Genomic DNA, 13,756 nt, shown 5'->3' with positions numbered 1-13,756 from the left:
GCCTCTATAAAAAGAGACGAGAGTTCGATATTCCCGCGGTACCACTCTAATTGTTCAAAAGAACCAGCTTTCCCTTTGTAACGGAGGATTCTCCGGCGCCCCCTACTAAGTTCAGGTTTGCATCTCAAAAGTGCGCTTCATTATCTCCTCCACATCAGGCTCCCACCATCCCTGATTCGCTTCAGCGTCCCAGATAACTACTCTCTTTTTCATTGATTTTTCCGACTTATTTAACAATTATTATACTGGAAAGATTAGGATTTATCCAGTCGGTTTTTGATGATTTTTTGTGGTCTGGTCATCCTAACATAAAGGAGGGATGATCATGGCTAGAAGAAACAAAATCCTTGTTCCTGAAGCACGCAGAGGTTTGGACAGCTTAAAAGCAAAGGTTGTTCAATCACACTCTCCGGAAGACGCCAAATTTGAGGCTGCTGATGAGGTTGGCGTGCCACTAAAAAAGGGCTACAATGGCCAGCTCACTTCTGAGCAAGCTGGAAAAGTCGGCGGCCGGTTGGGTGGAAGTATGGTTCGCGAACTCGTGAGAATGGCTCAGGAAAACTTAACGAAAAAGCAGTAAGCTCGGGGACCTTAATCAGGTCCCCTCTATATTTCTAAGGATCGATGATTGGAGCAGAAAACAACAAAAAACATAACACAACTATATTTTTAAAAAAAGTTTGACAATTTTGTGACAATTGATAGAATATTCAGTAACAAGGAGTGGATGGCAATGCAAAAAACCTACAGTAAAAGTTTACAGATCTTCAAAACCATTGCAGCCTACGGAGGTGGATTTGGTATCATTTTTCTTTTATTCAGTATTTTTGCAAGCGATTACAATATTATCTTTGGTCTAGGGATCGGCCTGACAACGGCCTCCATTGTATTTTTCTTATTGGGCATTTTCTTAAGCTTAATGGAAGAATACACGGAGTCTAGTAAAGGGAAAGCCCCGATTGTCACTTATTCAAAAAAGTCTTATAATTAAGATAGTTCAATACAGAGGAGATGCGCCTATGCAAACGCTCATTGCAGGAATCCACTATCACTGGTAAATCCGGGGGTACCTGAAAATGTGCTGCTACCCCCAATATAAAAATTTAGGGGGAATCGAATAATGATTCTAGATGATTTGTTTAAAGGTAAACTTGTGAAATTAACTGCAGCAAGAGATACAGACGCCGAGGAAATGGCGCGCTGGCATGGAAATAGTGACTATTTACGAAATGTGGATACGGATTTAGCAATACCACAATCCGTTCATACATTGAGAGAACAGGATACCTCGAAAGGGAATGGCTCACGGACAATTGAATTCAGGATCCGCACCCTCTCTGATGATGCCCTGATTGGGTTTGTGGCCCTCCACAGTATCGAATGGAATAACCAAACGGGCTTCCTAGCGATTGGAATCGGTAATCCTGAGTTCCGCGGCAAGGGATTTGGGACGGATGCCTTACAATTAATCCTTCACTATGCCTTTCATGAATGTAATCTAAACCGCGTTGGTCTCGATGTGATTTCTTATAATCTTCAAGCCATTAAGGCCTATGAAAGAGTTGGTTTTCAAATGGAAGGTGCCATGCGTTGCGCTGTCCTCCGTGACGGGAAGGCCTACGATCGTATGATTATGGGGATTCTTCGTGACGAATGGCAGAGCCAAAAGGCGTCAGTGGCTAATAAGTAAAAGAATAAAGACTTGTGTTGCATGATGACACAAGTCTTTATTGCTTACTATTCAAGTCCTCTTACTAAAAACACCTTCATCGTTTCAGCGATTTCCTCGGAACTTAACGGTTCGTGATTTCTTTCCCAGTCAGAAACAAGGGCGATGTACATTTTTAACAGGAGAAAGCTAGTGATTTCCGTATTTACTTGTGGTATCGCCCCTTTGGCAATGGCGGCTTCAATTTTTGTCCGTAAATAGGCAATAATTTCATTTTCCATATGCTGCAGCTTTTCGGAAACAGCTAACGTCCCCATATCAGCCTCCTCTTGAATGAGCTTAATCATAAGCTGGTGCTGGGAACGAAACGCTAATAGCCTAGAAAGAGCCCGATGAACATTTTCGGTAAAGGGGATATTGGGATCGATGGCTGACTCTGCCTCCGCAATCATTTCTTTTACCAATGTTGAAATGATCTCTTCAAATAATTCCTCTTTATTCTTAAAAAAGGTATAAATCGTTCCTTTCCCAACATTCGCAAGTTTGGCCACTTGGTCCATCGTTGTAGCTTTAAAACCAAATAACGAAAAGGATTTTGTTGCTGCTTCTACAATCATCTTTCTCCTGTCTGGTGCCATCCGCGGGCCTACCTTTCTGACTATTTTAGTTTTATAGTCATAAATATAATTCTACTATAGCATAGCATGAGGGGGGATTCAATCCACCTTGTAAATTATTGTAAAATATTAACAGCTATAATTTTTTAAGCAGAGTTAAAATCTGTTCTTAAACTATCAATAAAAAACCATGGCTTGAATTTAGCCATGGTAATAGTCTTACGTAATTATATTCTATTCTAGTCAACTAAATGGCAAGCTACCCAGTGCTTTGATTTAATCTCTTTCCATTCAGGGGCTGCCTTTCTGCATAAATCAGTAGCCAATGGACAACGAGTACTGAAGCGGCATCCGCTTGGTGGATTGCTCGGACTAGGTAGATCTCCTTGTAGAATAATCCTTTCTCTCTGCTTTTCCACCAATGGATCTGGAACTGGCACTGCTGAAAGCAAGGCTTTAGTGTAAGGATGAAGGGGCTCAGCGTACAAATCATCAGCGCTTGCTAACTCGACGATTCCTCCAAGATACATAACCCCCACTCGGTCACTAATATGTTTCACCATTGACAAATCATGAGCGATAAATAAATAGGTTAATCCCTTTTCTTTTTGAAGCTTCTTCATTAAATTAACAACCTGCGCCTGAATCGAAACATCCAATGCACTGATTGGTTCGTCCGCAATAATAAATTCTGGCTCGACCGCTAGAGCTCTGGCAATCCCAATTCGCTGCCGCTGACCACCCGAAAATTCATGTGGATATCTGTTTGCATGATCTTTATTTAATCCTACAGTTTCCAGTAGGCTGTATACTTTTGCCTGTCTCTCTTCTTTAGTTTTTGACAGTCCATGGATGTCAATCCCTTCCGCGATGATATCCGCTACTGTTTTTCTCGGATTTAGCGAAGCATAGGGATCTTGAAAGATCATTTGAACTTTTCGATTAAAATTCTTTACCTGAGAGAGATTTTTCTTTTCATGGACGTTTTCCTTTTGGAATAGTACTTCTCCACCCGATGCATCATACAACCTCATGATAGTTCGTCCTGTTGTTGATTTACCACAACCGGACTCTCCTACTAAACCTAATGTTTCCCCTTTGTATATAGTAAAGGAAACGTCATCGACAGCTTTTAATACTTCTTTCTTACCAACATGGAAATATTTTTTTAAATGTTTAATTTCAATGAGCGGCTCCATTTGTTTATCTGATATTTCCCCTATCGGGCCAATTGTCTGCTCTACTGCTTTTACATGTCTTTGGGAAAGACTTGGCCTTTCTATTTTAGGTGCTTTTTCATGGAGGCGCCATGTCGAAGCATAATGAGTTTCAGATAGTTTAAACATGGGTGGTTCGCGTAAATAATCTATTTTCATGGCATAATCATTTCGTTCAGCAAACGCGTCACCTAGTGGTGGATGGAGTAAATCTGGGGGACTTCCGGGAATCGCCACCAGTTCATCCTTCGTTTCCATATTAGGCATGGATCCAAGTAATCCCCAAGTGTACGGGTGCTGAGGATGGTAAAACACCTCTTCCACGGTGCCTGTTTCAATAATTTTCCCTGCATACATCACAGCCACACGATCAGCGATGTTTGCAACAACACCCAAATCATGGGTAATGATAATAATTGAGGTCCCCATTTTCTTTTGAATGGCTTTAAGTAAATCTAAAATTTGTGCTTGAATGGTTACGTCCAGGGCTGTAGTTGGCTCATCGGCAATAATCACTTTCGGACTGCATGCTAATGCAATGGCAATAACAACACGCTGTCTCATCCCTCCAGAAAATTGATGCGGATACTGATTGATCCTGATTTCAGGGTTCGGAATCCCAACCAGTTTTAATAACTCAATGGTCTTTTGCAGCGCTTGTTTTTTACTTACTTTTTGATGAGTGAGAATGCTTTCTGATATTTGTTTGCCCACAGTCAAGGTAGGATTTAAAGCAGTCATTGGATCTTGAAAAATCATTGAAATTTCTTTTCCTCTGATCTTCTCCATTTCCCCCTCTGAAAAACCAACAAGATCGTTACCTTCAAAAAGTATTTTCCCTGTTTCAATTTCTGCCGACTGACTAGGAAGCAATTTCATGATACTTTTTGAAGTAACAGATTTTCCTGAACCTGATTCCCCAACAATCGCAAGAGTTTCACCTTTTTTCAAATATAGATTAACTCCTCTAACAGCCTGAACCTTCCCGGCATATGTGTGAAAAGAAACATGTAGGTCATTTATTTCTAGTATTTTTTCCACAATGTCTTACCTTCCTTTCTACCACCAGAAACTCTTAGAATAAAGCTAGTATTATTTCATATAAAGCATGATGGCAGCATTGCTCTAGCAGGTCTTACTAGCATTAATGTTTGACAAGCTCAAATTGAACAGTAATTCGGCCAATTTGATCATTTCTAGTATTTAAAACGGGAGTATTCACGTAGTGATCAAGCTCTTTATATATAGCTTCATCACCAATTCGTAATTGTTTTAATACTTCCAGTGCCACTGCACTTACTGCCCTTGCGTTCCCATCTTCAATTTTAACAACGATGCCGAGATCCTCACCAACAACCCCTAGACATTGGACACCTTCCGCGCCTGCCTTGGAAACTATTTTCCCCTTAAATGCTCTCATGACATCGGTATCAAACCGATTCTCTCCTCCTACCATTTCAGGGTGTTTCATCATCGCATGGCAAATTTGATTAAGCGTTTGGGAATGCTCGTCTTGTTTCATGAATGGGTTTGCTAGTCGGGCATACCCGAGTCCTGTATATCTTAAAGGTAGTCGATGTACCGGAACTCCACACCCATCAACGCCAATTTCAATATTTTTTTTCGGGTATTCGCATATATCTTCAATAGCTTGTAAGATTCGTTGTTGATGGGGATGACTTAATTCACGATAACTATTCACATCTTCGTTCATATGCACGACAGCCGTTAACATACCCGAATGCTTTCCAGAACAGTTGCTATATACGGGAGTAAGTTCCCCGCCATTTCTAATTAATGCCTTATAACTTTCTGCATCCCTTGGAATATGAGTCCCGCATTGAAGATGATTTTCTTCTAAGTGGATCCCGTCAATTATTTTCAATACACGTTCTCGGTGTCTTGATTCCCCACTATGAGAGGCGCAAATAAGAGAAATATCAGCATCTGCAAAATGAAAGGCACGTGCAGCCCCTGTTTCTAAAACAGGAACAGCTTGAAATGGCTTCATAGACGATCTTGGGAAAGTGGGCCTGTCTGGGTTCCCATAAGAGTAAAGTAGTTCCCCTTTTGTATTGACTACAGCTACATGCATAGTGTGAGTGCTTTCAAGATATTTTCCACGATAAACTTTAATTGCTTCTTCCATCAATATTCACCTTCATATTATGTTTGATTTAGTATTTTTCTTGTTTTACAGAAATCTATTTTCTCATCTTTGGATCTAATGCATCTCGAAGTCCATCAGCTAAAATATTAAAGCTAACCATTACCGCGATAATAACCACAGCCGGATATGCCAGCAGATAAAACTGATTTCTCATGCCTTTGAATCCATCATTAATTAATACCCCTAGGGAAGCATGCGGTTCTTGGAGCCCAAGACCAATAAAGCTTAAGAAGGCTTCCGTAAAAATGGCGGATGGGATTGTGAACATCATATTGATAACAATTAATCCAATTGTATTGGGAATAAGATGATGCAAAATTAATCGTGTATTTGAAGAACCCAAGGATTTTGCCGCTAAGACAAATTCCTGTCCCTTTAACTTGAATATTTGAGCTCGAACTAACCGGGCCATATTCACCCAGCCCGTGATGACCATGGCAACAGTAATCGTAATAATTCCTGGCTCCATTAACATAATTAACAAAATAACCACAATGAGATGCGGAATTCCTACTAAAACCTCAATGAGGCGCTGCAAGGCATTGTCCACTTTTCCACCCATTAGAGCGGAAATGGCACCAAGCGTGACCCCGATAATCAAATCAAGTAATGCTGCTAAAAAGGCAATATAAAGGGAAATTCTTGTCCCTTGCCAAATTCTTGTCCATTGATCACGTCCAAACTTATCCGTCCCTAACCAATGGTCTTGATTTGGCGCCTGATAGGAAGCACCATAATCCGTCTCGTAATATTTATACTCGTTCATATGCGGCCCGATAATGGCTAAAAGGGCAATGATGATTAAAATAATTAGACTAATGACAGCCCCTTTATTTTTCTTTAGCCTCATCCAGCTATCTTTGAACGCTGACATAGGTGGACGCCCAATTCTTTCACTATCTTCCTCCCTTGGGCCCACTACTTCAAATAAATCATCTGAAAACTCATCTGTAACAAGTGATTCAGCGTTTTTCAAACTGTTCACTCCTTTACACCGCTAATGCGAATTCTTGGATCAATCATTCCATATAATAGGTCGATAACCAGCATTGTTAAAATAAAAAATGCACTATAGAAAAGGGTAAGGCCCATGATGGTTGTATAATCATTAACTTTTATCGAATCAACAAACAGACTGCCAATACCGGGTACGCCAAAAATATTCTCAATAACAAGCGAACCCGTTAATAAACTTACCGTAATCGGGCCGAGAACTGTAACGACCGGAATTAAAGCATTACGAATGGCATGTACGTAAATAATTTTTAGCCGCTTGACGCCTTTGGCCTTTGCTGTCAGCATATAGTCCTGCCCAAGGACCTCAAGCATTTCATTTCTTGTATAGCGAGCGATTAATGCAATTACGCTTAAAGCAAGGGCAATACTCGGCATAATCGAGCTTGAATAAGACTCCCAAAATGCAACTGGGAGAAGTCCAAGTTTTAATCCGACATAGTATTGTAAGAGAGCGGCAAAAACAAAGTTTGGTACCGATACTCCAAGGACGGCAAGAAACATAGTGGAATAGTCCCAAACGGTATTATGTCTAAAGGCGGCAATAATTCCGAGGATAATTCCAATTGTTAACCCTAAAATAATTGCCTGTGTGCCAATTAGTGCAGATGGCCCAATCCGATCGACAAGAATGGACGTGACATCTTGCCCTTTAAAATAAAAGGATGTCCCAAGATCACCTTTTAGTAAATTCCCAAGATATAAAACATATTGGGTTGTCACCGGCTTGTCTAACCCATACCGGGCAAGGAACTCTGCCCGCTGCTCATCCGATAATACAGCCAGTTTTTCCTCATCAAACGGAGATCCTGGTAACTGTTTCATTAAGAAAAAGGTAACTGTCGCTATCACAAATAAAGTTATTACGATATTGATTAATCTGATAAAAACATACTTTTTCAACTTCTATTTACACCTCCACTTGTTGCGGGGTTACTTACTTTATAGGAGAAGAGGCACCCCTCTCCCCCTATTAATCTTGTTATTGGACAGTTGTATATTTTAAATCTAATGGTGCTCCCGATGGATGTGTGACCATACCTTTTAGATAAGGTTTTTGCAGGAATGCTGTTCCTTGGTAATAAAGGGTTCCTAGGACGGCATCATCTTGAAGCAGAATTTTTTCCGCCTCAAGAAGCTTGCTCATACGTTCTTTTTCATCCACTTCATCTTTAGCTTCCGTTACCAGTTCATCATATTTTGTGTTGCTATAGTTACCGCGGAACGGTATTGCTGGTGACATCCATAAATCCAAATAGGTCATTGGATCGTTATAATCAGCTCCCCATTTTGAAACAACCATCTGATAATCGTTATCTCTCATTGTTTGTAATCTACCGCTGTATGGCTTCGTCACTAACTGAATATCAATCCCTAAGTTTTTCTTGTATTCACTTTGCAGGAACGTACCAGTATCTTTTGAAACTGTATCGTCGGCTGTCAGCAAGGTAATTTCCGGAGTTTTCCCGAGTTCTTTCACGCCCTTCTCCCAAAGTTCCTTCGCCTTGTTCACGTCTGGCTTAACAACGTCTCCCTGAAGCTCTCTAAATGATTTTCCGTCTGCCCCTGTCATTTTCGGAGCTATTAACCCGGTTGCAGGCTCTGACCCATTATTTAATACCACACTTGTTAATACCTCTGGATCATACGCTAATTGCAATGCTTTTCGAATATTAGTGTTGCTAATTGGATCTTTGCCCAAATTAAATTGAATATAGTAGGAAGTAAATTCTGTTTCTGTTCCAAATTCTTTACTGTCCTTAAAAGAATTAACATCCGCTGATGATAAAATGACGCGATCAAGATCTCCCGCTTCATACAGATTTAAAGCTGTGCTTTGTTCTTTAATTACTTTCAGGTTAATTTTGTCAACCCCAACGTTCGCTTTATCCCAATATTCCGGATTTTTTTCTAAACTTACCCCTTCAGCCTGGTTATAATCAGTTATGACATACGGCCCGTTATAAAGAATATTTTGATTATTCAAGGCGAATTGATCACCTTTTTCAGTTACAAATTTCTCATTTAAAGGGAAATAAGTAACAAAAGCAGTCAAACTCACAAAAAATGGTGTAGGCTTTTCAAGTTGAACAACCAATGTTTGATCATCTTTTGCCTCAATGGCAACCGTATCGGCAGCAGTCTCACCTGCTGCAAACTTAGCCCCACCTTTAATATAGTCAGCTAAGATGAACGAATAAGAGCCTGCAGTATCTGGATTCATCGCTCTGAGCCAAGAATATTTAAAATCATTAGCTGTAACTGGATTTCCATCGCTCCACTTTACATTGTCACGCAGATGGAAGGTATAAGTAAGTCCATCCTCTGAAACATCGTAGCTTTTTGCCATGGCCGGCTCAGGCTCATTATCCTGATTAATGCGATAAAGTCCTTCCATCACATTATTTAAAACAGAGAACGAAATCGTATCCGTTGTTTTTACCTGATTTAAATCGGGAATATCATTATCAAGACTTAAATTTAGTACATTCTCAGCTTTTTTCTCTGTTTTTTCTCCACCCTTTTTGTCTTTAGCGTCGCTGGAACTTTCCTCAAAATTACAGCCCGATAAGATCACCATTAATCCTAATAGAAACACACCTAACAATTTCGGCCATTTTTTGACCATATTCATTCCTCCTAATTAAAAAATTTGTCAAATAATAACCATGCAATTCTCATGCCAACTTTAATTATTGTTGTTTTATTCTAAAAAATAACAATAATCTATATTTTTTAAAAATAAATTGGCTAACCCTATTTCCTCTACTTTTCACTATTTCTGATAATTGGGTAACCTATTTTGTATGTTTTCCTCTGCTATTGTGGTTAGGAAGTTGGTATAAAAATTGCATATCTATAAGTTGGAAAGAAAAGGAGGTACACAAATTGGATTGGAAAAAGGAAATTAACAGTCAAAAAGAAGCTCTATTGAATGATTTAGTGGACCTATTAAAAATCCCTAGTGTAAAAGACTTATCCACATCATCAGAACAAGCGCCTATGGGGAAAGCTATTAAACAAGCATTAAACTTAATGTTATCCAAGTCGGAGCGGGATGGGTTCAGAACGAAGAATATTGATCATTATGTTGGATTTGCTGAGTTGGGACCCGAAGACGCCTCCCACTACATTGCTATTTTATGTCATTTGGATGTGGTACCGGCAACTGGGGAGTGGGCCCATGATCCCTTTACACCATTTCTACAAGATGGGAAGCTGTATGCTCGAGGGGCAATTGATGATAAAGGTCCCACCATGGCTGCTTATTATGCATTAAAAATTTTAAAGGAAAACAATCTGCCCTTAAAGCATCGTGTCCGCATCATTTTTGGAACAGATGAAGAGAGTGGCATGTCTTGTATGAAAAAGTATGTGCAAACAGAACCGGACCCTTTAACAGGATTTGCACCCGATGCAGAGTTTCCGATTATCCACGCAGAGAAAGGTCAAATCAATGCCATTTTAAAGTGGAAGCAGACAGGTATACTCAATGCGGAAGGAAATCGATTAATCTCTTTCATTTCTGGGGAAAAAGGCAATATGGTTCCTGATACAGCCACTGCCAAGATTACTGGCAATCAGCTTGACGGGGTCAAAGAGGAATTTCGTACCTTTGCTGCCAATGAGAATCTGGAACACTCAATTGAAGAATACGACAGCATGATGGTCTTAACATTAAAAGGAAAATCTGCTCATGGCATGGAACCGTTTAAAGGGATAAACGCAGGGCTTAAACTTGCCGATTTCATAGTAACTCGTTCCATTGTCAATCATCCTTATCTTCAATTCATTTCAGAGCGATTAGCCGAAGATTTTTTTGGTAAAAAACTAAATATCGCTTTTCACGATGAAATCACCGGTCCGCTTACTGTAAATGCCGGCATCTTCCGTCATGTTCCAAATGAAGAAGCCATTATTACACTAAATATTCGCTGCCCTGTTGAAACCCCTTACTTAAGAACGATTGAAAAGTTAAGTGAGGTCGTTCAAGAATATGGCTTTGAGATCGAGGCAGTAAGGGAGAAAAAACCGCACCACGTGGCAAAAAATCACCCCGTGATAAAGGTTCTTCAGCAAGCCTATGAAGAAGAAAGCCAGCGGCCAGCCGAACTGTTAACGACTGGCGGTGCCACCTATGCACGTTTTCTTAACAATGGGGTTGCTTATGGCGCCGTTTTCCCAGGGAAAGAAAATACCGCTCATCAAAAAAATGAGTATGTCGAAATAGAAGATCTTTACCGCGCAGCAGCCATTTATGCAAATGCCATCTATCATTTAGCCAATCTCGATATCAATGAATAACAAAAAAGCATGAGATTTGACTGCGAGAGTTGCCGATCTCAAGAAGCCCGTTTAACGGCTAGTGGACATACACCGCTAAACGGCCGCTTCTGCTTTCTTTATATATTGGAGAAATTTCTCGCCCTTTTTAGCGATTCTCGTTCCTTTTCTACCTTTTTCAATAATAATAAGTTCATGAGTATGGAGGATAGTCTGCCGGTAGCGCAGTTGTTGGTCTGTCAAGTGGAAGCCTTTTTGACTTAAATAGTCTGACATAACCCCTCTTCCTGCAGACTGGACCTCTTTATAATTTAAAAATTCTAATAACATTACTACTTCTGCAAGGAAACCTTTTCTTCGTAAATCATCTTCAATTTCCTTTAATGCCTGTTCCAAATGAGAGTCCGACTGATAAGAAACATTGGCGGTATAGAATGGCAGCTCCTCTTTGTAGACCAGATCACCTGAAATATGAGCGGTATATTCGACAACATTGCGCAGCTCCCTTATATTCCCAGGCCAATGATATTCTTGGCAAAGCTCTAAAGCCGCCTTAGAAAAAACAAATGCAGACCGGTCGAGCATCTCTTGGAATTCTTTTACGAATATATTAATGAGCAATGGGATGTCGTCCTTTCTCTCCCGTAACGGCAAAAGTCGGAGCGGCAATACATTTAATCGATAATATAAATCTTCACGGAACTTCCCTTCTTCAATAAGTTGATGGAAGTCTTTATTGGTTGCCGCGATTACCCTGACATCAAGCGGAATCACCCTATCTCCGCCAACCCGCATAATCTGCCTTTCCTGAAGCACCCTTAACAAACGGTTTTGAATCACCGCAGAGGCATCTCCAATTTCATCGAGAAAGATACTGCCCTGATGTGCCTGCTCAAACATCCCAATATGCCCGTTTTTATTTGCACCAGTAAATGCTCCAGGCTCATACCCAAATAGCTCGCTTTCCATCAAACTCTCAGAAATCGCAGAAAAGTTTACCCCTATGAAAGGGTGAAGCCTTCTAGGTGAATGATTGTGAATCGCCTGAGCCAACAGCTCTTTGCCTGTACCGGTTTCCCCAAGAATTAAAATGGTAGAATTACTTTTTGCCAGCCTTTCTGCAATATGAATCATATTAATGACAGAATCATTACCGGTCATGATGTCATCAAAGTGATATCTGGCCACTAAATTTCGCTGCTTGGCTTTAAACCGAAAGTCATGTTCAATTTTCCGATAATCGTCTGCTTTTCGAAAGATAATAAGCGTTGAGTGGACCTCTTTATCAATGATAACCCGCTTTTTCCTCATATAAAAAGTCGTACCATTCATTTCTACAAAGCTTTCCTGACCCACTGCCAAGTTAATAAAGGTTTCCCGGTACGTTTCATTTATGTCATTGAGGCTTTGGTTTTTGAACCCCATATTTTCAAGTTCAAGAAAGTCACCAGCAATTTGGTTAAAAACCTCAATTTGCAATTCATTATTATACACCAATACTGCCTCATCCATATTTTGAATGATACTTTCTAAACTCTGCTGCAACAGTTTAGAACGAAATATTTCATCACTAAGCTCTTTGCTAATATCTACTAAGGATTGCATAAATCTCGCAGATAAATGGGTTTTGGAAGAAAATGGTGAAAGTTGAAAATGGTTAAACAATTCTACTAATGACGAAATATCAATTAATCGGCTCCCGATATTGATTACTTTTTTTATATGCAGCGGGACTAATTGCGGCTCCCCGGCAGTCAACGCAATTGTAATCTCTTTATTAGGTTTCTCATGTGAATAGTATGGAATATAGTCGAGGTCAATCCCTGTTTCTCTTAGGATCGCGATGGTTTCTTCACCTGATTGCTTTAAATCACTTACTAAATAAACTTTAGTTCCTTTTGGGAGTTCTAAAAGTTCCCGAATTTTCGCATAATTAATGGTTCTCTTCAAAATAAAGTACGGCAAGTTTTCAGGTAAGTAAGGCTTGACCATTTTATAGACAATTGTGCTTGTAATCAGCACTAAGGAATATTTTTTTAAACTAAGGTAATCCAATTCATCTACTGTTCGCGAATCAATATTAAAATAGTCTTGGAGCCCAATTTCCGTCAATTGAGCAGTCAATGTCTGCAGCGTATTTTTCGTATATGTTACAAGAAGAATACTATTTTTCTCCAGCATTTCTCTCCCCCCTTACTTGAATTAAGTACTATTAAAATTATAGTATCATACTCTCTTCTTTTCTGTACTTTAATAAAGTACTGAAGCCCTATTCAGAAATGAATAGAGCTGATATATCGTGTTTATTAAAACCTAATCATCACTATTTACAAGGATCACACGATAATTGTATCCACGAATCTAGTGCCATTCACCTATAGATAGAATATTTTTTCTGGCAGGTAATTGTTAATTGTGATAAGTTCATCTATGATTTAAGAAGCATCCACACGGAATTATATTTTTAATATGGAGGATCATCCTTGATTACGCTAATCAAACCATTATTGGTTAATATCACCATATTGCTTTCTTTTACATTTAACGCAAATTTGTTTTTCCCTTTTCAAACAAAAATACCTTTTACGTTTAAACAAAAAGTGATCTATGGTCTGCTTGGTTCCTTTGGAGCACTATTCTGTATGGTTTATCCAATTGAAACATTAGGAGAAACCCATTTTGATTTACGGATGTGTGCCGTCCTCGTCCTCACCTTGTATGCTGGTTGGCTGCCAGGCAGCATTGTTTTACTCAGTGTATGTATGGTCCGCTATTTCATCGGCGG

General features: G+C 39.7%; 12 protein-coding genes and 1 other annotated feature. Of the genes, 5 read left to right on the top strand and 7 right to left on the bottom strand.

Annotation, left to right across the window (positions count from 1 at the left end):
* Positions 1–9: 9 nt before the first annotated feature.
* Positions 10–222: a binding site (T-box leader), on the bottom strand.
* A gap of 103 nt (positions 223–325) precedes the next feature.
* The 3 genes from TY15_RS21670 (at position 326) to TY15_RS21660 (ending at position 1,690) form a co-directional block, all read left to right on the top strand.
* The gene (locus tag TY15_RS21670; RefSeq protein WP_040205675.1) at positions 326–580 is read left to right on the top strand and encodes an alpha/beta-type small acid-soluble spore protein; all 255 of its coding nucleotides are present in this window, start codon (positions 326–328) and stop codon (positions 578–580) included.
* A 153-nt stretch (positions 581–733) separates the two neighbouring features.
* On the top strand, positions 734–991 hold the full coding sequence (locus TY15_RS21665) for a hypothetical protein (RefSeq protein WP_040205676.1): 258 nt from the start codon (positions 734–736) through the stop codon (positions 989–991).
* Positions 992–1,123: 132 nt separating this feature from the next.
* Entirely contained in the window at positions 1,124–1,690 is a 567-nt protein-coding gene (locus TY15_RS21660) for a GNAT family N-acetyltransferase (RefSeq protein WP_096911856.1), read from the top strand.
* 47 nt (positions 1,691–1,737) lie between these two features.
* Here the strand turns inward: TY15_RS21660 and TY15_RS21655 are convergent, their stop codons facing one another.
* The 6 genes from TY15_RS21655 to TY15_RS21630 all read right to left on the bottom strand — a co-directional run bounded on the left by TY15_RS21655 (position 1,738) and on the right by TY15_RS21630 (position 9,316).
* Positions 1,738–2,307, bottom strand: coding sequence for a TetR/AcrR family transcriptional regulator (locus tag TY15_RS21655; RefSeq protein ID WP_040205678.1), 570 nt, complete (start codon positions 2,305–2,307; stop codon positions 1,738–1,740).
* Positions 2,308–2,525: 218 nt separating this feature from the next.
* Positions 2,526–4,544: a dipeptide ABC transporter ATP-binding protein gene (locus tag TY15_RS25225; protein ID WP_074432858.1), complete on the bottom strand. Its 2,019-nt coding sequence runs from the start codon at positions 4,542–4,544 to the stop codon at positions 2,526–2,528.
* 103 nt (positions 4,545–4,647) lie between these two features.
* Positions 4,648–5,652, bottom strand: coding sequence for an asparaginase (locus TY15_RS21645; protein WP_040205680.1), 1,005 nt, complete (start codon positions 5,650–5,652; stop codon positions 4,648–4,650).
* Positions 5,653–5,707: 55 nt separating this feature from the next.
* Entirely contained in the window at positions 5,708–6,649 is a 942-nt protein-coding gene (locus TY15_RS21640; protein ID WP_040205682.1) for an ABC transporter permease, read from the bottom strand.
* 5 nt (positions 6,650–6,654) lie between these two features.
* Entirely contained in the window at positions 6,655–7,590 is a 936-nt protein-coding gene (locus TY15_RS21635; protein WP_040205684.1) for an ABC transporter permease, read from the bottom strand.
* 79 nt (positions 7,591–7,669) lie between these two features.
* On the bottom strand, positions 7,670–9,316 hold the full coding sequence (locus TY15_RS21630) for a peptide ABC transporter substrate-binding protein (RefSeq protein ID WP_040205685.1): 1,647 nt from the start codon (positions 9,314–9,316) through the stop codon (positions 7,670–7,672).
* Between the two features lie 260 nt (positions 9,317–9,576).
* On the opposite strand from TY15_RS21630, the gene pepV reads away from it, so the two are divergent.
* Positions 9,577–10,992 carry a dipeptidase PepV gene (pepV, locus tag TY15_RS21625; protein WP_040205687.1) on the top strand — a complete coding sequence of 472 codons (1,416 nt, stop codon included), beginning with the start codon at positions 9,577–9,579 and terminating at the stop codon, positions 10,990–10,992.
* A gap of 75 nt (positions 10,993–11,067) precedes the next feature.
* Here the strand turns inward: pepV and TY15_RS21620 are convergent, their stop codons facing one another.
* Entirely contained in the window at positions 11,068–13,152 is a 2,085-nt protein-coding gene (locus TY15_RS21620; RefSeq protein ID WP_052353871.1) for a sigma-54 interaction domain-containing protein, read from the bottom strand.
* 302 nt (positions 13,153–13,454) lie between these two features.
* On the opposite strand from TY15_RS21620, the gene TY15_RS21615 reads away from it, so the two are divergent.
* Positions 13,455–13,756: LytS/YhcK type 5TM receptor domain-containing protein (locus tag TY15_RS21615; RefSeq protein ID WP_042375548.1), on the top strand; the 302-nt coding region annotated here is incomplete at its 3' end.

The sequence above is a fragment of the Neobacillus jeddahensis genome (genome assembly GCF_000612625.1).
Taxonomy (GTDB): Bacteria; Bacillota; Bacilli; order Bacillales; family Cytobacillaceae; genus Neobacillus; species Neobacillus jeddahensis.
The sequence above is the reverse complement of the archived record's forward strand: the minus strand, read 5'-3'. Positions and strand labels throughout refer to the sequence as shown.